This window comes from Chitinophaga terrae (ex Kim and Jung 2007), from assembly GCF_900107795.1.
Classification (GTDB): Bacteria; Bacteroidota; Bacteroidia; order Chitinophagales; family Chitinophagaceae; genus Chitinophaga; species Chitinophaga terrae.
Genome location: NZ_FNRL01000009.1, coordinates 146,510 through 167,917, shown reverse-complemented (window position 1 = coordinate 167,917; position 21,408 = coordinate 146,510). Strand labels below are relative to the sequence as shown.

The following is a 21,408-nucleotide window of genomic DNA, read 5'->3' as shown; positions in this document are numbered from 1 at the left end:
ATCTTTTTTATACTTTTCCATTTCAAAAAATAGGACAATGAAATTTAGCATCCATTCTTTCCAGGAGGCAGGATTTGATATCATCGCACTCCAGGATACGGAAACAGGCACACAGGTCGAGATCATTCCTGCATTCGGAGCATTACTGCATGCTTTTAAAGTACAACAGCCCGGAGGAGGCACATTAAACCTGATAGACAGTTATAAGGATCTGGCCGATCTGAAAGAGAATCTGCGTACCAGCTTCAAAAGCGTGAAACTCAGCCCCTATGCCTGTAGGATGAAAGATGCTACCTACGTATGGGAAGGAAAAACTTACCAGATCCAGAAAAACCTGCATCCCGGCAAAGCGATCCACGGTTTGCTGTACGATCTTCCATTTGTTGTTTCCCACCAGGAAACTACTAACAGCCACGCAGCTGTAACGTTAACGCATAAATACGATCCGGCCACTGATAGCGGCTACCCGTTTGCATTTGAATGCCTGACAACCATCAGTCTTTCTGCCGGCAACGAATTAAGATTGCATACGGTGATCCTGAACAAAAGCAATAGCGCCATCCCGGTTGTTGACGGCTGGCATCCGTATTTCACCACCGGAACCCCGGTAGATGAATGGATACTCACGTTTGCGTCAAAAGAAATGGTAGAATTCAACAACGAATTGCTGCCTACCGGTAAATTATTGCCGTTTACAGAATTTGTGAATGGTAAACAACTGAAAGGTGTAGAACTGGATAACTCCTTCATCCTGGATCAAAGTAAAAGCCAGCCGCTGGCGAACATCTACGATCCGAAGAAAAATATCAACATCGATTTTTACCCGGGAGAGCATTATCCGATCCTGCAGATATATATACCGCCTCACCGTACCAGCATGGCTGTGGAAAACCTTAGCGGGGCTCCCGACGCCTTCAATAACGGGATTGGCCTGGTTCAGCTGGCTGTGAATGAGAGCCGGGTATTCGACACCCGCATCAGGATCACAGTTGGCATGGCATAGTGTTTGGCCACCTTCCTTTAATTGTTCACCCATAAAAACTACTGTTATGGATAATTTATCAATTAAAGGAAAATGGAATGAGTTAAAAGGATCGCTGAAGGAGAAATATGCAGAACTGACAGATGATGACCTGTTATACGAAGAAGGACAAGAAGATAAGCTGATTGGTAAACTTCAACAGAAACTGGGTAAATCCAGGGAAGAAGTGATTGACCTGTTAAAATCAGCATAGTAAAGGCAAACCTGAAATTTTAATAAGCAAAGATCCTCTCATTCAACGGGAGGATTTTTTGTTTTCTTACAAAGGGATTTCCTTAATTTGCATGGGAGCAGGTTGATAAACAATGTCTTTACTGATATGTTTTAGAAAGGTAGAAGGGTTCAGCAGTTAAACAATTCTTTATGAAGGCTATTATTCGTTCCATTATTCTGGCTGTTATTGGCAGTTTGGCATTTGTTTCCCTGGCAGAGGCCCAGGTTACCGTAACGGGCGTGATCTCTGACAGTAACCGGCTGGTATTGCCCTATGCGGGTGTAGTTAACCTCACTACCGGCAAACGCGCATTTTCAGACCAGGGCGGTTTTTATAAAATAGCCGCAGGGCTTAACGACAAAATAGTTATCACGTTTGTAGGTTACCTGCCCGATACCATCGTGGCAACACAGTCTTCAGGTACGCAGACCATTAATGTAATACTGGAACCGGAAAGCCGCTTCCTGAGAGAAGTAGAAGTAACTACGCAATACACGCCTTATCAACTCGACTCAATTGCCCGCCGGGAACAATACGGTTACCTGCTGAACCTGCCGAACAAGCCGCTCGCCGGAGGCAATACGCCGGAAGGCGCGGGTGTAGTGTTTAGTCCCATCACCCGTTTTTCAAAGAAAGAACGCCAGAAAAGGCAGTTCAAGGAAAATTACGAGAAGATGGAAAGAGAGAAATATATCGACTCCCGTTTTACTCCGGTACTGGTTAGCCGGGTAACAGGATTGAAAGGGGATTCTTTGTTGATGTTTATGAAAGATAATTACCCGGATTATGGAACAATGCGGGCTATCGGGAATAACGATCTGCTGTATTGGATCACCGATAGATACAAGGCCTGGATAAAAAAATAGTTTACAGCGCACAGTAAACGAACAAAGCGAAGACGATGTTTTACAACACGTTCTTCGCTTTGTTGTTTTCGCCCGTATGGGAACAAAAAGGGCGGAGATGAAACTCCGCCCCTAATATATAACACTTAAAATTACGTCCGTATTTCCTGTGTTAATTGTATACTTTGATCATGTATACGAAATCTTCCAGTTTCTTGATCTGGTCAACCCTGTTTAAACCATCAAGGTGATTTTTGTGGAGTTGATCTTTTTTGATCTGTTTATCTTTCGGCATTTCTTCCAGTAAACGTTTCAGGTGCGCTGATTTTACTGCGAAGGCAATACCGTCTGATGTGGTTTGTTTGCCGGTAACGATACCAACAATATCGCCCCTGCTGTCTAACAGCGGAGCGCCGCTGTTGCCCGGGTTCACAGGGATGGATACCTGGTAGGCGGTTGTATCGCCGTTGAAGCCGGTTTTAGCGCTGATATATCCTTTTCCGTAAACGATCTCGTCGCGCGGATAACCCATGGTAAATACTTCTTCACCCAGTTTCAGCCCCTGGGATTTAAGGGAATAGGGAAGAGGTTGACTTTTGAAGGTCGAATCCGCGATCTTCAGCACTGCCAGGTCGCTGGAAATATCTTCAAAGATATTAACCGCTTTATAGGCTTCGCCTTTATTGTTTTGAACATAAACGGAATCGGCGCCGGCTACTACATGATAGTTGGTAACAATATACCCGTTCCCGCTTACAGCAAAGCCGGTTCCTCCGTAGGTACCCGGGTTTAAAGGAGCCCGTTTTTTATTATTAATGTCGTTAATGAGGGCGTTCTGGGAACGTTGAATGTTATTCAACACTCTCCTTACATCCTCGTATTGAGCAGTGGATTTGCGTTTGGCATCGTGTTGCATTACGGCGATGGTCGACAGCGAAGTGACCAGCGCAATGCAGGCTGCTGCGGCAAGGTTGGTAATAGTTCTGCGTCTGATCTTGAGGCGTTTGGCCTTTTGGTTTTCGGCTTCTGCCTGTTCAGTAAGTACAGGAATATTCAACTTTTCATGAATCCGGTTCATTTTAAGTTGAAGGGATTTACGTTGACCGTATGATTCCAATTGGTCCAATAGCAACCTGTGTTCAGCAACTTGTTGATCTATCAAGGGGTTGGTACGGCGCAGTTCATCGAAAGCAATGCTCTCTGCCTGGCTCATCTCCCCCGTCAGGTAACGCTCAATTTCATGCAATAAGATCATATCATCTTTCATGGCTGCCGTTGCTTATAGTGTTTTGTATCTGTCAAAAAATAACTTCTTCAGCCTCATCAGACATTTATATTTCTGGTTCTTCGCATTTTCGGCGTTTGTGTAACCGAATTTCTCCGCTATCTCCTGCATGGATCTTTTATGCAGATAATAATCTTCCAGGATAGTCTGACAGGGTTGCCCCATATTCTGAAGGGCGCTTTCCATAATCTGGAATTCCTGGTCTTTTGCCTGGTGTGTTTCAAGTTCATCAGCAACCGGGATGATCTCCTCCAGTTCGTTGGACAGGCTATACATATTATATGTACGCTGTACTTTTTTCAACCACAGGTGGCGGCAAACGGAATAAAGGAACGTTTTCAGCCTGCTGCTTAATGAAAAATCATCTTTTTGTACTTTTTCATACAGAATGATGATCGCTTCCTGGAAAATATCTTTGGCATCGTCTTCGGAGCCGTTGTGGTTGAGAATCATTCTTAATACCACAGGAAAATTCTCTGAGTATATGATTTCCAACGACTTATCATCTCCCTCCGCCAATCCTAGCAGTAATTCCCTATCTTTTGTTATGTCTTGATGCTGCTTCACTCTTAATACGGTTATTAGGCATTTGGTAACCCAAAGTACCGAAAAAAAAATTTTTAAAAGTATGGGTTACCTTTTCATTCTTCCGGGTATAAAGGGTAAATCATTCAAAAAACAACTAAAATAATTGTATCATGAAGAACGTAATTAAAATCGGTTTCTTTGCTGTAGCTTTCGGTCTGTTCGCAGTTGCTTGCGGCGGTGGTGCTAAAACTGAATCTACTGATTCTACTGCTACTGCTCCAGCTATCGATAGCGCTGCACAACAAGTTGCTCCTCCAGCTGATACTCTGGCTAAAGTAGATACTTCTGCTGCTGCTGCTCCAGCTGCTGACTCTGCTGCTCACCACTAATTCTAACGAGTAGAAATTATAGAGAACCGCTTCTACATGGTAGAGGCGGTTTTTTTATGCCCGGTACTTGAAAGATTGCTTATTTTTGAAATTTATTCAATAAATAAGCCTTATTATTTAAAGTTATGTATTTTTTCAAGGAACCCCTTGCATAATTAAAATCGTGCCGTACTTTTGTTCTATATCAAACAAGCATATGAATAAGCAAACGACTTTTGGTTTTTTTGGCTTTTATTATTTCTGGTACCAGGAATAGGAAGGTCGTTTGTATAAAGATAAAAGAACTACAAAAAGGCCTTCCGAAACCGGAAGGCCTTTTTTAATATCATTAATTAACAAAGTATGTTACAGCCAGCTACCAGTAATTACTTCTTTTACTACTTCTCTTACTTCTTTTATGCGAAGAAGCAGGGGACTCGTTTGCAATAATATACTTCGAAATAAAAGTAAAAAGCAGAAGGGTCCCGGATCGGGGCCCTTTTTGTTTCTAACAGTAAGTTGCTACAGCAACTATAAATGAACAAATTCAATCACATTTCTAATGAAAATTGCCATACAAGGGTTTGAAGGATGTTTTCACCAGGTTGCAGCCCAGGGGTTTTTCGGTAAAAATATCGAAATAGAATGCTGCGCTTCCTTCGCTGAACTGGTAAAAAAAGTAAAACAACAACCCACTGTGGATGCAGGTATCATGGCCATCGAGAACTCTATTGCCGGCAGCATCTTACCTAACTACAGCCTGATCAAAAATTCAGGACTGCATATCACCGGCGAGATCTACCTCCAGATCAACCAGCACCTGATGGTTTTACCGGGCCAGACGTTAGACGATATCAGGGAAGTTCACTCGCACCCTATGGCCTTGCTGCAATGCATGGACTTCCTCGAAAAACATCCCCATATCAAACTTGTCGAAACAGAAGACACCGCCCTCAGCGCCAAACATGTCAGGCAAAAAAAGCTTAAAAGCACCGCCGCCATCGCCGGCAAACTGGCCGCCGAAATATTTGAACTCGATATAATTGCGCCTAATATCCATACCAATAAAAATAATTATACCCGCTTCCTCGCTGTTTCTAAAACGCCGGCAGCCACCCCCGATGATGCCAACAAAGCATCTGTCTATTTCCAGACAACTCACGACCGGGGCAGCCTCGCCAAAGTGCTTACACAAATAGCCGATTCTGGTATCAATCTTTCCAAACTGCAATCTTTTCCTATCCCGGCCAAAGAATGGAACTATTATTTCCACGCCGACATGGAATTCGAAAACAACGCGGCTTTTCAAAAAGCGCTGGAAAGAATCACTCCTTTAACCGATCATCTGAAGGTTTTAGGGATCTATAAAAAAGGAAAAACTCACTAATAATAATTTGTATGCAGATACAGGTTGCAAAAAGGTTACAAGGAACGGAAGAATACTACTTCAGTAAAAAACTCCGGGAAATCGACGAAATGAATAAGAACGGTACCAAAGTGATCAACCTTGGTATCGGAAGCCCCGATCTACCTCCACACCCTTCCGTAGTAGCAGCATTGAACGAATATGCCGCACTACCCAACACGCATGCGTACCAGGGCTATAAAGGCATCCCGGCGCTGCGCAAAGCAATGGCCGATTGGTACCAACGCTTCTACCAGGTTACCTTAAATCCTGATACCGAAGTATTGCCGCTCATCGGGTCTAAAGAAGGCATCATGCATATTTGCATGACCTACCTGCAGGAAGGAGACGAAGCGCTGATCCCGAATCCCGGTTATCCAACCTATCGCTCTGCCGTAAACCTGAGCGGTGCAACCGTTGTAGATTACGACCTGACAGCCGAAAACAACTGGCTGCCCGATTTAGACGCCCTGGCAAAGAAAGACCTGTCAAACGTGAAACTGATGTGGGTGAACTACCCGCACATGCCTACCGGCGCTAAAACAAATAAAGATTTTGCTAAAAAGCTGATCGCTTTCGCAAAAGAACACCAGATCCTGATCTGTCATGATAATCCGTACAGCTTTATCCTGAACGAACATCCCGAAAGCCTGTTACAGGTGGAAGGAGCTAAAGATGTGGTGCTGGAGCTGAACTCGCTCAGCAAATCTTCCAATATGGCCGGATGGCGTATAGGCATGCTCGTAGGAGACGCCAACCGCGTCAATGAAGTATTACGCTTTAAAAGCAATATGGATTCTGGTATGTTCCAGCCTATGCAGATGGCCGCTGTTAAAGCACTGGAACTGGGCAAAGACTGGTACGACCAGCTGAATTCTATTTACAGCGCCCGCCGTTCCAAAGTATTTGAACTGCTCGACCTGCTGAACTGCCAGTACAGCACCGACCAGGTAGGCATGTTTGTTTGGGCCAAAATTCCTGCAACAGCCGAAAGCGGTTACGCCCTGGCGGATGAAGTATTGCAGAAAGCGCGCGTATTTATCACTCCCGGCGGCATTTTCGGTAGTAACGGTAACGGCTATATCAGGGTTAGCCTTTGCCAGGATGCTGCTGTTTTTTCAGATGCTATTGAGCGGATTAAAACCAGTGTAAAATGATTGCTGCAATAATAGGAACAGGTTTAATAGGAGGCTCGCTGGCTATTACATTAAAAGAGAAGCGCGTAGCCGACAAAGTATTGGGCGTTGATCAAAGCGCTGCCAACCTCCAAAGGGCGGTAGAGCTGAACATCGTGGACGAAGCCGTATCCCTGGATGACGCAATGGACCGCGCTGATCTGATCGTGCTGGCAATCCCCGTGGATGCTGTGCTCAAAACTTTGCCCGGGATCATGGACAAAGTAAAGCCTCACCAGGTGATCATGGATGTTGGATCTACCAAAGAAAAAATATTGGAACTCGTTGCCGGTCATCCCAACAGGGGACGCTTCGTTGCTGCCCACCCGATGGCCGGCACCGAGTATTCCGGCCCCGACGCTGCTGTAAGAAATCTCTTCACACATAAAACAATGGTGCTTTGCGATGTGAAGAACAGTGACGAAGATGCGCTGGAACTGGTGGAAAATATGGTAGATAGCCTGCAGATGCGCACCGTGTATATGAACGGAGAAGAACATGACCTGCATACAGCTTACGTATCGCATATCTCCCATATCACTTCTTTCGCGCTGGCTTTAACGGTGTTGAAGAAAGAAAAAGAGTCGGGCCGCATATTCGAACTGGCAAGCGGTGGTTTCGAATCTACCGTGCGCCTGGCAAAAAGCTCTCCCGATATGTGGGTGCCCATCTTCAAACATAACAGGAATAATGTACTGGATGTACTGGACGAACATATCAGCCAGCTTCAGCAAATGAAAACATTGCTGGAAGCAGAAGACTACGATACCTTCTACAAACTCATTCAGAAATCCAATAAAATCAGAAAGATCCTTAAATAATTCAAATTCTAATAATCTCCTTAACTTCAATATTATGGTACAGACAATGGAACAAATCTTATCAAAAACTAAATTCTCTGATCCGTCTTCCGATAAAAAGCCGTTGATCATTTCAGGCCCTTGCAGCGCTGAAACAGAAGAGCAGGTATTAGCCACTGCATTAGCATTGCAGAAAACAGGCAAAGTGGATGTACTCCGCGCAGGTATCTGGAAACCGCGTACCCGCCCGGGTTCTTTCGAAGGTATTGGCACTAAAGGTTTGCCATGGCTGCAGAAAGCGCGTGAACTGACTGGTTTACCCGTAGCAGTGGAAGTTGCAACAGCTAAACAGGTAGAAGATGCGCTACACTTTGGTGTCGACATCCTCTGGGTTGGTGCACGTACTACCGTGAATCCTTTCTCTGTGCAGGAAGTGGCAGACGCGCTGAAAGGCGTAGATACTACAGTTTTGATTAAGAATCCTATCAACCCGGACCTGGAACTCTGGATCGGTGCTGTTGAAAGAATTCAGAAAGCCGGTATTTCCAAAGTAGGTCTGATCCATCGCGGTTTCTCCAGCTACGGCAATACTCAATACCGTAACGCTCCAATGTGGCACCTGGCTATCGAACTGAAACGCCGTATGCCCGAACTGCCTATGATCTGCGATCCTAGCCATATCTCCGGTCGTCGTGATATCCTGCAGGAAGTTTCACAGGAAGCAATTGACCTGGATTACGATGGCCTGATGCTGGAAACGCACGTTGATCCTGATAACGCATGGAGCGACGCCAAACAGCAGATCACTCCTGAAAAATTAGGCGCCCTGCTGGATGGTATTGTTTGGAGAAGAGAACATACAGATAAAAAAGAAGTAAACACAGCGCTGGAAAAATTACGTGCTCAGATCAACCAGGTAGATGATGAGATCATGCTGCTGCTGGGCAATCGTATGAAGATCGCAGAAAAGATAGGTATGTACAAGAAAGAGAACAACATCACTATCCTGCAAACTAACCGCTGGAACGAGATCCTGGAACGTAACATCGCTAAAGGAGAGAAATTAGGTCTGACAAAAGAATTCATCCTGAAGTATTTCGATGCAGTGCACCTGGAATCAATCAACCGTCAGAACAAAGTGATGAACGAAGAAAAATAGTCATCATATTTCATTACCAGCAGCAACAGGTTACTGTACCGCCGGCTGCTGGTAATTCTATTGTTTATTTTTTTACGAATGGCTTAAAGCAAAAGCTGCATGCTAAAACAAGTACATCAGTTTCAACAACAGGCAACAACCTATTTTTTAGGAGAACAATTAGCAAATTTAGGCAATCATGTAGATCGCAACAGAGCGGTGTTGGTGATCGATGAGAATGTAGAAAGACATCATGGTCATGTGCTGCACGATTGGAAAAAGATCGTTGTAGCTTCTGGAGAAGAAGTGAAGAACATGACCACGGTAGAAAAGATAATAGATGGCCTGATAGGTTATGAAGCTGATCGTAAAACAACCCTGGTAGGAATAGGCGGAGGAATGCTCACAGATGTGGCCGGGTTTGCGGCCAGCATCTACATGCGGGGAATTCCTTTCGGATTTGTACCAACCACGTTGTTAGCGCAGGTAGATGCTTCTATTGGCGGAAAGAACGGAGTAAGCCATGGTAAACAAAAGAACTTGTTGGGAGTGATCCGCCAGCCGGCTTTCATTCTTTTCGATTATACGTTACCGTTATCTATGCCGTCGGAAGAATGGCATAATGGCTTTGCAGAGATCATCAAATATGCCTGTATTATGGATGCGGCATTATTCGATTACCTGGAAGCCAATATTTCTAAAGCGCTGGCAAAAGATGTTAGTGTGCTGCAATACCTGGTGGAAAAATCGGTAGCGGCAAAAACTAAAGTTGTGCTGGAAGATGAACTGGAAACAGGTATGCGGCGCTGGCTGAACTTCGGCCATACATTAGGGCATGCAGTGGAAAAACTGGAACATATCGCACATGGCAAAGCAGTAGCTATCGGCATGGTAGCGGCTACCAGGTTCTCCGAAAAACTGTTGAACCTCCCTAATGCCTCCACCCTTCGTTTGATCAAACTGATCAACGATTATCAACTTCCTGTTGCATTTACTTCAGATAAAGAAGCTGTTTTTGATATCTTCAAACTGGATAAGAAGCGCGAAAAGGATGTGATCCATTTCGTATTGCTGGAAGAGATAGGCAAGGCTACCACAATGCCTGTTCCTATCACTGAGCTTAAACAGTTGCTCCAGGACCTCTAAACATTCAATCATCAATTTAAAGGCAGACGAAATTTACATATGCAAGTTACTGTATCACCAGCCGTCATTAAAGGTACTGTTACGGCCAATCCTTCTAAAAGTGCAATGCAACGCGCTGTTGCTGCTGCCTTACTGGCACGTGGAACCAGCATTATCCGTAACCCGGGCCTGAGCAACGACTGTCTGGCTGCTTTGGAAGTCGCAGAAAACCTGGGCGCCAAGATCAAAAGAGAAGCCGATCATTTTGAAATCACCAGCAACGGTGTAAAGCCTTTTTATGATGAGATCAACTGCGGCGAATCTGGTTTAGGTATCCGTATGTTCACTCCAATCGCTGCATTATCCGATATTGCTATCACCATCGAAGGGCATGGCAGCCTGAAAACCAGGCCAATGAACTTCTTCGAGGAAGTGCTTCCTCAACTCGGTGTAAAATGCGTTACTAACGGCGGTAAATTACCGCTGCAGATCCAGGGTCCGTTAACACCTAAGAACATTACTATCGACGGGTCGCTCAGTTCCCAGTTCCTCACCGGTTTACTTATGGCTTACGGCGCGGTGGCAGACGATGCTACCATCACCGTAACCGATCTGAAAAGCAAACCTTACATTGCGCTCACCCTCCAGCTAATGGAACATTTTGGCGTACATGTAGAAGAAAAGAACTTTGAAACTTTTTACTTCAGAAAAAAACAGGCTTACAAAGCCGTGGAATATACGGTGGAAGGAGATTGGAGCGGTGCGGCATTTCTGCTGGTAGCTGCTGCGGTAGCAGGTAAAGCAGAAGTTCAGCATCTCAACACTGCTTCCGCGCAATCAGACAAAGCGATCATCGATGCGCTGAAGAAAGCCGGCGCCGGTATGCTGGAAGGAGTATTCACCGTTAACATTGAAAAAGGAGGACTGAATCCTTTTGAATTTGACGCTACCGACTGCCCTGATCTTTTCCCGCCACTGGTAGCATTGGCTGCCAACTGCAAAGGCATTACCACCATTAAAGGCGTAAGCCGCCTGGCTCATAAAGAAAGCGACAGAGGACTTACCTTGCAGGAAGAATTTGGCAAAATGGGCATCCGGATAGACCTCCAAGGCGATATTATGCTCGTACATGGCGGTACCGGTATAAAAGGCGCACAGGTACATTCGCATAACGATCACCGTATCGCAATGGCCTGCGCTGTGGCTGCCCTCACCGCCGACGGTCCTGTAACGATAGACAATGCCGAAGCTATCAATAAATCTTATCCCGAATTTTTCGATCACCTTGAACTGATAGGTGGAAAGGTTGCGGTGAACGTTTAGTATTTATCACTTTAAATCATTTTGTGCGTGAACAGTTTTGGTAGACTATTCAGGGTTACAGTTTTTGGAGAATCTCATGGCGCCAGTGTTGGCGTAAATATAGACGGCGTACCCGCAGGCGTACCGTTAAAACAGGAAGACTTCCTGGCCGACCTGGAACGCCGTAAAGGCGGCGCCAGGGGCACTACTCCCCGTAAAGAAGAAGACCTGCCCTTCCTGAAGTCCGGCGTCTTCAACGATCATACAACCGGTGCGCCGATCACTATTCTTTTTGAGAATAACAATACCCGGAGCACCGACTATGAGAAACTGCGGGAATTTCCAAGGCCCGGCCATGCCGACTTTGTAGCAACCGAAAAATTCGGCGGCTTTGAAGATTACAGAGGCGGCGGACATTTCAGCGGCCGTTTAACCCTGAACCTCGTTGCAGCCGGTGTTATAGCCAAAAAGATCCTGGGCGACGACATACAGGTAAAAGCTACTATTAAAGAAGTAGGCGGAAATCCTGATCCGGAAGCGGGCCTGGAAGCTGCAATTGCAGCCAAAGACTCCGTAGGCGGATTAGTGGAATGCACGGTAGATGGTCTTCCTATTGGTCTCGGCGAACCGTTCTTCGACTCGCTGGAATCGAACCTCGCACATGCCGTATTTGCCATTCCTGCCGTAAAAGGCATCGAGTTTGGCGCTGGTTTCGCTGCCGCAAAAATGAAAGGTCTTGAACACAACGATCCGATCATTGATAAAACCGGCAAAACAGCTACCAACCACGCCGGCGGAGTAGTAGGAGGTATTACCAACGGCAACCAGCTGGTATTCCGTATCGCGGTAAAACCTACATCAAGCACGCCTAAAGAACAACAAACACTGAATATCAAAAGCGGCGAAGTAGAAACCTTCAGCGTTAAAGGCCGCCACGATCTTTGTATCGCCCTGCGCGTACCAGTCGTATTGGAAGCCGTAACAGCCATGGTACTGGCGGACTTCATGCTGCTTGAACAACGCCGCCCGCGGGTGGTTTCACGCAAAGGCGCAGAGGAGGCAAAAGAGGCGTAAGGATTTTTTTTAAGAAGATAAGGAAGCAAAGTTTTTTTGTCCTGAAGCGAATATAAGAAAGCAAAGTTTTTTTATCCTGAAGTGAATATAAGAAAGCAAAGAGGCGATGACTATGTTATATAACACAATCATCGCCTCTTTGCTTTCTTAATTTTCTTAATAAACTTCTTCTCTTTGCTTCCTTATCTTCTTAAAAAAAATCCTTACGCCTCTTTTGCCTCCTCTGCGCCTTTGCGTGAAACTACTGCTCGATCGCCAGCAATTCCACATCGAAGATCAGCGTGCTGCCCGGGCCGATCTTTGGACCAGCGCCACGATCGCCGTATGCCAGGTCAGACGGGATGAACAGTCTCCATTTGGAGCCTACCGGCATCAACTGCAGGGCTTCCGTCCAGCCTTTGATCACGCCGCTCACAGGGAAGGAGATAGGTTGGCCCCTTTCTACAGAACTGTCAAATACAGTTCCATCGATGAGCGTACCATGGTAATGCGTTTTAACTTTATCGTTGATCGTTGGCTTAGGACCATTACCGGCTTGCAGGATCTGGTACTGCAATCCATCAGGTAAGGTTACTACGCCTTCTTTGGTTTTATTGGCTGCCAGGAATTTCAATCCTTCTTCTTTATTTTTCGCTGCTTTTTCAGCTTTCAGTTGCTGCAGGTAATTACTGATACTCATATCGCATTCTTCTTTTGACAATACTAAAGGTTGTTTTTTTAACACATCCTGTATCGCTTTAACCAACACAGCAGTGTTAACATGTTCCAGGTCCTGGGCTTTCAGGTTTTCAGCGATATTAACGCCGATACCATAGCTGACAGAATCTACCCGGTTTTTTAATGCAGGCGCTTTTGCCACAGGTTTGGCTACCGGCTTTTTGGCAGGCGCTTTAGTCTGACTGAAACCGTGGACGGATAAGCATCCCAGTACACCAATTAACAGGTATTTTTTGTACATAATAGTTTGTTAAGGGCTTTAAAGATGGATGCAAGTTAATTAATATTAGTGTTCCAAATCCAGGCTTGTTAATAATCTGAACATTCCCGCCTTCCATGTGTTTACCTGGGTATCAGGTCTATTAATTCATATGAAGAACCGCTTTCTGATTTTATTATTCATATTGATCGGATGGAAACTCAGCGCACAAGACACCACAGACCTGTGGCTGAAAGCAAAGCGCAATCCTAACCTGGGCAGGCATAAATACCTGGAACTGAAACTGCATACCGGCGTTCACCTCTACGAAGGCGATGAGCTAACTAACATACTGGATCATGGCTATAACGCGCTGGAATTAAGAATGGGATGGATGTCGACAGGGAAACAGGAATGGCAGCGGGTATTCAACTATCCAAGCTATGGACTGGGTTTCTACACAGGCGATATCGGCAACGCTACAATCCTTGGAAAGCCCAGCGGGGTATATGGATTTTTCTTTGTACCCGTGCATCGCCGTCCTAAAAACCATTACGAGATAGGGCTATCATTGGGATTAACGTACGACCTGAATCCCTATAATCCACAGACCAATCCGCTCAATGACGCGATCAGTTCCAAGTTCGATCTGTATTTTAATCTTTCGTTTGCAGGCGTACGGCGCCTGTCGCAGGCCCTGGACCTCTTATATGGCATAGACCTGACGCATTTTTCCAATGGCCGCACCCATATGCCCAACCTGGGGCTAAACATGGCGGGGCCGCATATAGGCATACGTTATCATTACAACACGATCAAATCCATCGTTAAGCAACAGATCGACAGCTCTTTTACTGTGCCCGTCCGGCCAACATTCATCACCACGCCTGTTGGTCCTGTTAAACATTCTCATGAACTGGATCTCTATGCTGCCATTGGGTTTGTGCAGTTATCGAAAGACGAGAATGTAGATGCTACCTATTGCACTGCTTCGCTGGTCCTGGACTATTTCTATCGTCTTAGCCATACAAGCAGTATAGGTATTGGGGTAGATGGATTTTATGATGGTTCTTTAGGTTACCTCTACGCGAAGAAATATGGCAATGTGAAAGCAACAGACAAAATGTTGATGGGTTTTCACCTGGCTTATATGCTGCACATTCAGAAGTTTGCTCTGGTCGCAGAGCCGGGCGTTAACCCGGTACGCCGCGATAATGAAAAGAGCCTCTTCTTTGCCCGCCTGGCTCTCAGGTATCATATAGCAAAATATGGGTTCGTACAAATTGGTTTAAAAACGGTCGACGGTTTCGTGGCAGATTGGGTAGAGTGGGGTGGCGGGGGAAGGTTGTTCGTAAAATAAATAAGGAGGCAAAGATGCTTGCCTCCTTGGAAAATATTTCTTTCTGTTTGCCTACCTGGCATCGCTGCGGGAAACAGGCAGCAGGATGTTAGAGGCGTTATAGATACGGATGTTGGCTTTGATGAAATCTTTTTCCGTGGCCTTGTAAATATCCAGGAATTGTTGCGGGTTCCTGTCTACCAGCGGGAACCAGGTACTTTGCACCTGTACCATGATACGGTGGCCTTTCCTGAATGTATGCGCTACATCCGGCATTGTGAATTTCACCTGGGTTGGTTGGTTAGGTACAAAGGCTTCCGGTTTTTCGAAGCTGTTACGGAATTTGCCTCTCATCACTTCTCCACGTACCAGCATCTGGTAACCGCCCATCGGGTAGGTAGAGGAAGGAACCCTGCGATGCTCGCTGGGCGCATCTTCTTCATACCTGAAATCGTTAGGGAATACATCGATCACTTTCACGATGAAGTCTGCATCGGTGGTGCTGGTGCTGGCAAGCAGGTCGGCCACTACAGGGCCTGCCAGGGTAATATCTTCTGTCAGTTCTTCACTTTCAAATACTGCAACATCGGGCCGGCGGGCAGCAAAACGCTGGTCATCTGTCATATAGTTGATAGTACGGTTGAAATGTACATCGCTGGTATATGGAACAGGTTTGGCAGGGTCGCTGGTATATTCGGCAAAACCGTTGGCGGTTGTTGGTTTGTTGAAGGAGAGTTTGCCATTTTCCTGCAGGTACACAGGAGTTGGCGTCATATCAGCAGGCGGCCATTTAGGCAATTCCTTCCATTTGTTCTCTCCGGTAAAGAAGATAGTGGCTTCAGCAATGGCAGGAGGATTTCCTTTGCCTTTCAGGTAATAGTTGAAGAAAGGGATTTCTATGTTGCTGGCGTAGTAAGCAGATGTATTGCTGCCGAAACGTACATTGCCCAGGTGCGTACCGTCGTTAGACGCCCATTGGCCATGATACCAGGGACCCATCACGATACGGTTATTGGTCGCGGGGCTTTTTTCTTCTATCGCTTTATAGGTATTCCAGGCGCCGAAGCAGTCTTCTGCGTCAAACACGCCGCCAACTATGAGCATGGCTGGTTTTACGTTATAAACGAAGTTGCGGACGTTCCGCGCCTGCCACCAGCTGTCGTAAGTCGGGTGGGCATACATTTCCTGCCAGAAGGGAACGCTGTCGCCTACGATCTTTGCAAAGTTGGATAACGGCCCTGTTTCCAGGTAGTATTTGTAGTTGTCGTGGGTATAATAGGAGATGCCTGCAGGACTTTCTGTAGTTGGTTTTGGATGCGGATGATCGAAAACAGTATAGAAAGAAAAAGCATCGCTGATAAAGAAAGCGCCGTTGTGATGGAAGTCGTCTCCCAGGAACCAGTCGGTAACTGGCGCCTGCGGACTTACTGCCTTTAAGGCCGGGTGATTGCTCAACGCCGCCATAGTGCTGTAAAAGCCGGGATAGGAGATGCCGAACACGCCTACGTTGCCGTTATTTCCGTCCAGGTTTTTGACCAGCCAGTCGATGGTATCGTAGGTATCGCTGGCTTCATCAATATCTTTTTTCCCTTTCTTGGGATTAAACGGACGGACGTTCACAAATTTTCCCTCACTCATATAAGTACCTCTTACATCCTGGGTAACCATGATATACCCTTCTTTCAGGTAGTTGATGTAATGGTTCTTGTACCATGCCCTGTAGTTATCTGCTCCGTATGGCGCGCAGGAGTAGGGCGTACGGGTCATGAGGATGGGATGTTTGGTTGATTTGTCTTTCGGCAGGTAAATAGAAGTGAATAGTTTAACGCCATCGCGCATTGTGATATACACTTCCTTCTTGGTGTAGTTTTCCCGCATCCAGAGTGAATCCTGGTTCACGGCCTTTGTTACCGCTGGCAATACCAACAGTATTGAGCAGGCGAGCAGCAGCCATTTTCTCATAAACAAATGATTTTAGATTTAGATTTGATGGGGACTAAAGTAAATAAAAAAAATACTTCAGCCCATTAAAGTGTGGGGAATGGTTATTTGCCAAGTTTTTCCCTCTCCTTTTTCGGTAAGCCGGCCACTACCAGGTCGTACGATGCTTTTATCCATTCCAGCAACAATTTGTTGGGGATGCCGGAATGTACATACACGGTATTCCAGTGTTTTTTATTCATGTGGTAACCCGGTTCAACTCCTTCGTACCGTTCCCTCAATTCTATGGCCGTTTCGGGATCGCATTTAAGGTTAATGGTTTCAAAATCTTCAATGCCGCTAAGGGCAAACATCTTCCCGCATACTTTATATACCAGTGTTTCTTCACCAAATGGAAATTCTTCTGTAACGCCGGGCAGGGAGAGGCAATATTCCTGGAATTGGGAAAGGGTCATGATCGCTGATTTGTTGTTCTGCAAAAATCAGCATTTGAATCAAAATAAAAAAGCGATGGAGCATAACTCCATCGCCTGCCGTTATAATGATTGATGATATTATAATTTATTTATGCTGATGATCACCCTGGAATACCTCGCGTAGGTGATCTCCACTTCCTGGCCTGCCCTGTACCCGTCCAAAGCTCCGCGCATCCAGTAATACAGGCGTTTTTTCTGATTTTGCGCAAGCATGATATTGGTTTGCGAATCGTTGTTTTCTATATACACCGCTTCCATAGGCGCCTGTAAAGTTGCTTTCTGTAAAGCTGTCAAGTCCTTCTTTATAGCCCAATATCGTATATCCGTTAACTTTATAAGCGAGAAAATTAACGCGATAACAAAAGACATTAACCATATCCAGAACCAGAGGTTTTTATAAGATAACATCGAATCATCCGCATCACCCATATTATTATGTGTATAAAGGTAAACCTGGGGAATCGTGGCAACAACCAATGTAACAGCAAATCCTATCAACCCGAATTTTATTAATTGTTGTTTATTCTTTTTCAGCGCATCCTGTAGCAGGAAATGCTCCTCAGTTGTAATAAAGGTGTAATCAGACATAGTTAGTGATGGTTTTTCAGATGGCTAATATATAGAAAAACAATCAATTAATTAAAATTATATATGTGAAAAATTTTACAATGATTTTGTTTTCAGCTTTTTTGAATGAATATGTCATTTTAATGTTAAGATATTATTATATTTAACATGTATTAACCTACAATTAATTTTATCAAGTGAAACAGGCGTGCTAATTTGCGCGGGAAATTAATCACTCCTTGTTTTAACCCCTTCATCAAAACAATGCTTGTGAAGAAAATCATTTTATTGGCCTGCGCCCTGCTCTCATCAGGCTTTATTGCCAGCGCACAGGATACCACCCAGCAAATAACGGAAGGAAGGAAAAATGACCCGCAACAGGAGAACAAACCCTACGTGATACTTATTTCCATTGATGGATTCAGGTATGATTATGCAGAGAAATACGGCGCCGTTAACCTGCTGCAATTATCAGGAAAAGGTGTCAGGGCTACCGCCATGCAGCCATCTTTCCCAACCCTCACTTTCCCTAATCATTACAGCATCGCAACCGGCTTGTATCCCTCGCATCACGGATTGGTGGATAACCAGTTCTTCGACAGGAAAAGGAATGCTGTCTATAAAGTAGGCAACAGGAAAGCAGTGGAAGACGGCACCTGGTATTATGGCACTCCTTTGTGGGTGCTCGCAGAAAAACAGAAAATGCTGAGCGCCAGCTTTTACTGGGTAGGTTCAGAAAGCGCAATTCAAAATATAAGACCCACTTATTATTATTACTACCAGGAAAAGATCGGCATAGATCAGCGCATTCAACAGGTAGTAAATTGGTTGTCGCTGCCGGCAGCGCAACGTCCACACTTTATTTCATTCTACTTCCCCGAAGTAGATCATATGGGGCATAGCTACGGACCCGATTCCGACAGCGTCAGGAGCGCAGTTCAGTTTGTAGACAGAAGCATAGGCAAAATGGTGCAGGAAGTAAATAAACTGAATTTGCCTGTGAACTTTATCGTAGTTGCAGATCATGGAATGATGCAGGCAGATACCGTTAATACGCTTCAGCTACCGGAATCGCCGTTGCTCAAGGATCTTGTTATTGCCCCGGGTAACGAAAAGATGATGCTGTATGGCAGGAACAAAGAAGAGATCCGGGCCGCATACGAATTTCTGAAGCAGCACGAAAACCATTTTACTGTATACCTGAAAGAGGAAACGCCTGCCAGATGGCATTACGGCCAGGAAGATACCCACAATCGCATTGGCGATATCATTGTGCTGGCGGAGGCTAATTATGCTTTCGGAACACAAGGCAAAAGAATGCACATTGGCCATCATGGTTACGATAATAACCTCACCAATATGAACGCTATCTTTATGGCCTGGGGACCCGCATTCAAAGAAGAAACCCGCATTCCTACTTTTGAAAACGTGAATGTATACCCGCTCGTTGCCAGGCTGCTGGGGCTTTCTATCACCGAGCCCATAGACGGGCAGCTGGAAGTTCTGGCGCCTGTTTTAAAATAATAACAAGGCCGGATCAGCAGTAATCCATGTTACTTTTGATCCGGCCTCCATTAGTTATTCTTCAGCTGTATTGCTGCGCTTCTTCTCTGCCTGGATAACCTTGCGATTGGCCAGGTCGTACCGCTGCCCGGCGCTCAGGTAGAAGAAAGGCCCTGACGAAGCCGTATAGTCTTCCTTGTTATCCGCCGTAATATGTTTGTTATCACTTCTCACGATAGTGTTATGATCATAGATTACGACATATGATTTTCCTACCACTTCCAGCGTATCACGGCGCACCACCACTGCGGTGGCTTCGTCTAATCCCAAACCTATCAGTTGCGGCGATTTCCTGATAAAATCCACCAGGTCAAATTCCCTGTTCCTTTTCAGTAAATGTTGATCAATGGCCGAATTTTTCAGGAAGCCTAATCCCTGGGTATGATCTCCTACAAGTATTTCAGGCCCTTTCGTATCTCCCCGCCAGAGAAATGAACCCTGTATGGAAGCTCCTGCAGAACTGCCGGCAATTACGCCGCCCCGCTCCAGCACTTCCTGGAAAGCCCGGTGGGTTAGGGTGTTCAGGTAAGAATCAGCGATCCTCCATTGCCGCCCGCCTACAAAGTACACGCCCGTAGCGGTTTTTAGCGGCGCGATGAATTTTTCGCTGTTGGCTTCTTTCAGGTCCGAGGTATGCAGTAACGTAACCTGCCGGATGCCTGTTTCCTTTTTTACGATCTCCACATCCTTCTGATCAAAAGCCGCAGAATCGCCCGATGCCGTTGTTACTACCACGATCCTGGCTTTCTCTTTGCCGCCGGCCAGTTCCGTGAATTTTTCCCACACTGCGGCGGTGCTGCCCACATTGCCGCCAATGATCAGTAACGAACCATTCTCAGGCCCATGGCGGGTAGTGCCTTTCTGTATCTTAACCGGGGGTTGTTGTGCTGCTGCCTGCATGCCTGTCAGCAGGAGCAGGACTAATAAATGTTTTTTCATGAGGTGTTGTTATGTTGATGAATTAATAGCCAGGGTTTTGATTTTCTCCGCCTAAGTTGTCCGGATCATTCAATACGGCGCTGGCAGGGATTGGGAATATCCAGTATCGCTGATCTGTCAACTGTTTGTTGTAAGGCCCGAACACCGCTGCTGCACGGCCTGTTCTTACAACATCCACAAACCGGTGTCCTTCAAATGCCAGCTCAAATCTTCTTTCGTTTTCTATAGCCAGCAGTATTTCGTTGGCGGAAGTAGCCGGCGTGAGCTCGAACAGCGGTACGCCGGCACGGCTGCGGATCGCATTCAGATCAGCTACTGCTCCGTTCAGATCAGGCGTCGTTTGTTTTACACGCGCTTCGGCGCGGATCAGGTATTGCTCTGCGATACGCAGGATGAAAATGGAACTGGTACCATCCTGCTTCCCGTATTCCACTACTTCCCAGGAACCGTCGGGCAACTGCTTGATCAGACTACTGCGGCTGCCGCCTTTATCAGGGTCCAGCAACAGCGCGGTGAAATCGCGGGCCGGCACGTAATCCCTGCGGCCTCCTTCGGCCGCCGACAGCCAATTGGTATAAAACGTATTCTTATCTGCCGTACTGAATGCCAGTTCAAAAATGGATTCGGTAGTATTCTTCCCGGTGAAGAAAGATGAAAAAGGTTTTACCAGTGCAAAGTTGTTGTTGCTAAGTAGTTTAGACGCATACTCCGCTGCTTTGTCCCACTGGTCCCTGTACAAATAATACCGGGCTTTCAGCGCGTATACGCTGAAGCGGTTGGCGATATTCCGGTTCACGGTTTCTGGCAGCAGTGTTTCCGCTTGCTCCAGGTCTGCCAGCACCTGTGCATAGGTCTGCTCTTTAGTGCTGCGTTTAATGCCGGTATATTTCAAAGGGTCAAGTACGATCTGTACGCCCCCATAGGTTTTTACAAGATCGAAATAGGCCAGCGCCCTGAGAAAGTATGCCTGGCCAAGGATCAGGTTTTTCTGGCCGGCCGAAAACAATGCATCTGCCAGGGTTGGTACTTTGGTAATAACAAAGTTTGCGCGGTTGATGGCGGTATAGATGGAGGTAAAGCCACCGCCTGTTCCGGCAGCGGTTTTAGTAGCCACTACTATATTCTGGTTGTTGTAGTTAACAACGTTATCGCCGGCCAGGTCCAGCGCTATGATCTGGGAACTGGCATATCCCTGCAGGCCATCGTATACGCCGATGAGTGCAGCCTGCGCTGATTTCCCGTCTATGATCGCTTCCTCGTCGGAGATGCTGGTCTGCGGATCGGTGTTCAGCGTTTTGGAGCAGGATGCTGTCAGTATCGCGAGTGCGGTTATAACTATTATATTAAATCGTTTCATGGTTCATGC

At 46.0% G+C, this 21,408-nt stretch carries 21 protein-coding genes; 13 read left to right on the top strand and 8 right to left on the bottom strand.

Annotated elements, in window-relative coordinates:
- The first annotated feature begins 37 nt into the window (after positions 1–37).
- The 3 genes from BLV62_RS12070 (at position 38) to BLV62_RS12060 (ending at position 2,122) form a co-directional block, all read left to right on the top strand.
- On the top strand, positions 38–1,003 hold the full coding sequence (locus tag BLV62_RS12070) for an aldose 1-epimerase (protein WP_089761951.1): 966 nt from the start codon (positions 38–40) through the stop codon (positions 1,001–1,003).
- A 46-nt stretch (positions 1,004–1,049) separates the two neighbouring features.
- Entirely contained in the window at positions 1,050–1,235 is a 186-nt protein-coding gene (locus BLV62_RS12065; RefSeq protein WP_089761950.1) for a CsbD family protein, read from the top strand.
- Between the two features lie 170 nt (positions 1,236–1,405).
- The gene (locus BLV62_RS12060; RefSeq protein ID WP_089761948.1) at positions 1,406–2,122 is read left to right on the top strand and encodes a carboxypeptidase-like regulatory domain-containing protein; all 717 of its coding nucleotides are present in this window, start codon (positions 1,406–1,408) and stop codon (positions 2,120–2,122) included.
- 151 nt (positions 2,123–2,273) lie between these two features.
- Here BLV62_RS12060 and BLV62_RS12055 read toward each other — a convergent pair whose 3' ends face one another.
- A complete protein-coding gene (locus BLV62_RS12055; RefSeq protein WP_089761946.1) occupies positions 2,274–3,368 on the bottom strand; it encodes a trypsin-like peptidase domain-containing protein in 1,095 nt (364 codons plus the stop codon).
- A 12-nt stretch (positions 3,369–3,380) separates the two neighbouring features.
- Entirely contained in the window at positions 3,381–3,953 is a 573-nt protein-coding gene (locus tag BLV62_RS12050; protein WP_089761944.1) for an RNA polymerase sigma factor, read from the bottom strand.
- 131 nt (positions 3,954–4,084) lie between these two features.
- Here BLV62_RS12050 and BLV62_RS12045 point away from each other — a divergent pair, with 131 nt between their 5' ends.
- From BLV62_RS12045 to BLV62_RS12010, 8 genes are all read left to right on the top strand, one after another.
- Complete coding sequence (locus BLV62_RS12045) at positions 4,085–4,303, top strand: hypothetical protein (protein WP_089761942.1); 219 nt, start codon at positions 4,085–4,087, stop codon at positions 4,301–4,303.
- Positions 4,304–4,844: 541 nt separating this feature from the next.
- Positions 4,845–5,669, top strand: coding sequence for a prephenate dehydratase (locus BLV62_RS12040; protein WP_089761940.1), 825 nt, complete (start codon positions 4,845–4,847; stop codon positions 5,667–5,669).
- Between the two features lie 11 nt (positions 5,670–5,680).
- Entirely contained in the window at positions 5,681–6,844 is a 1,164-nt protein-coding gene (locus tag BLV62_RS12035) for a pyridoxal phosphate-dependent aminotransferase (RefSeq protein ID WP_089761938.1), read from the top strand.
- On the top strand, positions 6,841–7,683 hold the full coding sequence (locus BLV62_RS12030) for a prephenate dehydrogenase (RefSeq protein WP_089761936.1): 843 nt from the start codon (positions 6,841–6,843) through the stop codon (positions 7,681–7,683). Before BLV62_RS12035 ends, BLV62_RS12030 begins: the two co-directional genes overlap by 4 nt.
- Positions 7,684–7,729: 46 nt before the next feature.
- Positions 7,730–8,821, top strand: coding sequence for a chorismate mutase (locus tag BLV62_RS12025; protein ID WP_089761934.1), 1,092 nt, complete (start codon positions 7,730–7,732; stop codon positions 8,819–8,821).
- Positions 8,822–8,920: 99 nt separating this feature from the next.
- Positions 8,921–9,946 (top strand): 3-dehydroquinate synthase, encoded by a 1,026-nt coding sequence (gene aroB / locus BLV62_RS12020; protein WP_089761932.1) that lies wholly within the window; start codon positions 8,921–8,923, stop codon positions 9,944–9,946.
- Positions 9,947–9,985: 39 nt separating this feature from the next.
- A complete protein-coding gene (gene aroA / locus BLV62_RS12015; RefSeq protein WP_089761930.1) occupies positions 9,986–11,248 on the top strand; it encodes a 3-phosphoshikimate 1-carboxyvinyltransferase in 1,263 nt (420 codons plus the stop codon).
- A gap of 27 nt (positions 11,249–11,275) precedes the next feature.
- Complete coding sequence (locus BLV62_RS12010; RefSeq protein ID WP_089761929.1) at positions 11,276–12,301, top strand: chorismate synthase; 1,026 nt, start codon at positions 11,276–11,278, stop codon at positions 12,299–12,301.
- Positions 12,302–12,542: 241 nt separating this feature from the next.
- Here BLV62_RS12010 and BLV62_RS12005 read toward each other — a convergent pair whose 3' ends face one another.
- On the bottom strand, positions 12,543–13,259 hold the full coding sequence (locus tag BLV62_RS12005) for an FKBP-type peptidyl-prolyl cis-trans isomerase (protein ID WP_089761927.1): 717 nt from the start codon (positions 13,257–13,259) through the stop codon (positions 12,543–12,545).
- A gap of 130 nt (positions 13,260–13,389) precedes the next feature.
- On the opposite strand from BLV62_RS12005, the gene BLV62_RS12000 reads away from it, so the two are divergent.
- Positions 13,390–14,577, top strand: coding sequence for an acyloxyacyl hydrolase (locus BLV62_RS12000; RefSeq protein ID WP_089761925.1), 1,188 nt, complete (start codon positions 13,390–13,392; stop codon positions 14,575–14,577).
- Between the two features lie 51 nt (positions 14,578–14,628).
- On the opposite strand, the gene BLV62_RS11995 is transcribed toward BLV62_RS12000, so the two are convergent.
- From BLV62_RS11995 to BLV62_RS11985, 3 genes are all read right to left on the bottom strand, one after another.
- Entirely contained in the window at positions 14,629–16,518 is a 1,890-nt protein-coding gene (locus tag BLV62_RS11995) for a CocE/NonD family hydrolase (RefSeq protein ID WP_089761924.1), read from the bottom strand.
- An 83-nt stretch (positions 16,519–16,601) separates the two neighbouring features.
- Positions 16,602–16,976 (bottom strand): MmcQ/YjbR family DNA-binding protein, encoded by a 375-nt coding sequence (locus BLV62_RS11990; RefSeq protein ID WP_225889651.1) that lies wholly within the window; start codon positions 16,974–16,976, stop codon positions 16,602–16,604.
- Between the two features lie 75 nt (positions 16,977–17,051).
- The gene (locus tag BLV62_RS11985) at positions 17,052–17,561 is read right to left on the bottom strand and encodes a hypothetical protein (RefSeq protein ID WP_089761920.1); all 510 of its coding nucleotides are present in this window, start codon (positions 17,559–17,561) and stop codon (positions 17,052–17,054) included.
- A gap of 249 nt (positions 17,562–17,810) precedes the next feature.
- On the opposite strand from BLV62_RS11985, the gene BLV62_RS11980 reads away from it, so the two are divergent.
- Positions 17,811–19,064, top strand: a complete 1,254-nt coding sequence (locus BLV62_RS11980) for an alkaline phosphatase family protein (protein ID WP_225889650.1) — start codon at positions 17,811–17,813, stop codon at positions 19,062–19,064.
- A gap of 54 nt (positions 19,065–19,118) precedes the next feature.
- Here BLV62_RS11980 and BLV62_RS11975 read toward each other — a convergent pair whose 3' ends face one another.
- Positions 19,119–20,042: a cyanophycinase gene (locus BLV62_RS11975; protein WP_089761917.1), complete on the bottom strand. Its 924-nt coding sequence runs from the start codon at positions 20,040–20,042 to the stop codon at positions 19,119–19,121.
- Between the two features lie 22 nt (positions 20,043–20,064).
- Entirely contained in the window at positions 20,065–21,399 is a 1,335-nt protein-coding gene (locus BLV62_RS11970; protein WP_089761915.1) for a RagB/SusD family nutrient uptake outer membrane protein, read from the bottom strand.
- Positions 21,400–21,408: the final 9 nt, after the last annotated feature.

Bases quoted from the DNA above. Each gene is read 5' to 3' on its own strand.
- BLV62_RS12070 (WP_089761951.1), top strand. From the start codon at position 38: ATGAAATTTAGCATCCATTCTTTCCAGGAGGCAGGATTTGATATCATC.
- BLV62_RS12065 (WP_089761950.1), top strand. From the start codon at position 1,050: ATGGATAATTTATCAATTAAAGGAAAATGGAATGAGTTAAAAGGATCG.
- BLV62_RS12060 (WP_089761948.1), top strand. From the start codon at position 1,406: ATGAAGGCTATTATTCGTTCCATTATTCTGGCTGTTATTGGCAGTTTG.
- BLV62_RS12055 (WP_089761946.1), bottom strand. From the start codon at position 3,368: ATGAAAGATGATATGATCTTATTGCATGAAATTGAGCGTTACCTGACG.
- BLV62_RS12045 (WP_089761942.1), top strand. From the start codon at position 4,085: ATGAAGAACGTAATTAAAATCGGTTTCTTTGCTGTAGCTTTCGGTCTG.
- BLV62_RS12040 (WP_089761940.1), top strand. From the start codon at position 4,845: ATGAAAATTGCCATACAAGGGTTTGAAGGATGTTTTCACCAGGTTGCA.
- BLV62_RS12035 (WP_089761938.1), top strand. From the start codon at position 5,681: ATGCAGATACAGGTTGCAAAAAGGTTACAAGGAACGGAAGAATACTAC.
- BLV62_RS12030 (WP_089761936.1), top strand. From the start codon at position 6,841: ATGATTGCTGCAATAATAGGAACAGGTTTAATAGGAGGCTCGCTGGCT.
- BLV62_RS12025 (WP_089761934.1), top strand. From the start codon at position 7,730: ATGGAACAAATCTTATCAAAAACTAAATTCTCTGATCCGTCTTCCGAT.
- aroB (WP_089761932.1), top strand. From the start codon at position 8,921: ATGCTAAAACAAGTACATCAGTTTCAACAACAGGCAACAACCTATTTT.
- aroA (WP_089761930.1), top strand. From the start codon at position 9,986: ATGCAAGTTACTGTATCACCAGCCGTCATTAAAGGTACTGTTACGGCC.
- BLV62_RS12005 (WP_089761927.1), bottom strand. From the start codon at position 13,259: ATGTACAAAAAATACCTGTTAATTGGTGTACTGGGATGCTTATCCGTC.
- BLV62_RS12000 (WP_089761925.1), top strand. From the start codon at position 13,390: ATGAAGAACCGCTTTCTGATTTTATTATTCATATTGATCGGATGGAAA.
- BLV62_RS11995 (WP_089761924.1), bottom strand. From the start codon at position 16,518: ATGAGAAAATGGCTGCTGCTCGCCTGCTCAATACTGTTGGTATTGCCA.
- BLV62_RS11985 (WP_089761920.1), bottom strand. From the start codon at position 17,561: ATGTCTGATTACACCTTTATTACAACTGAGGAGCATTTCCTGCTACAG.
- BLV62_RS11975 (WP_089761917.1), bottom strand. From the start codon at position 20,042: ATGAAAAAACATTTATTAGTCCTGCTCCTGCTGACAGGCATGCAGGCA.
- BLV62_RS11970 (WP_089761915.1), bottom strand. From the start codon at position 21,399: ATGAAACGATTTAATATAATAGTTATAACCGCACTCGCGATACTGACA.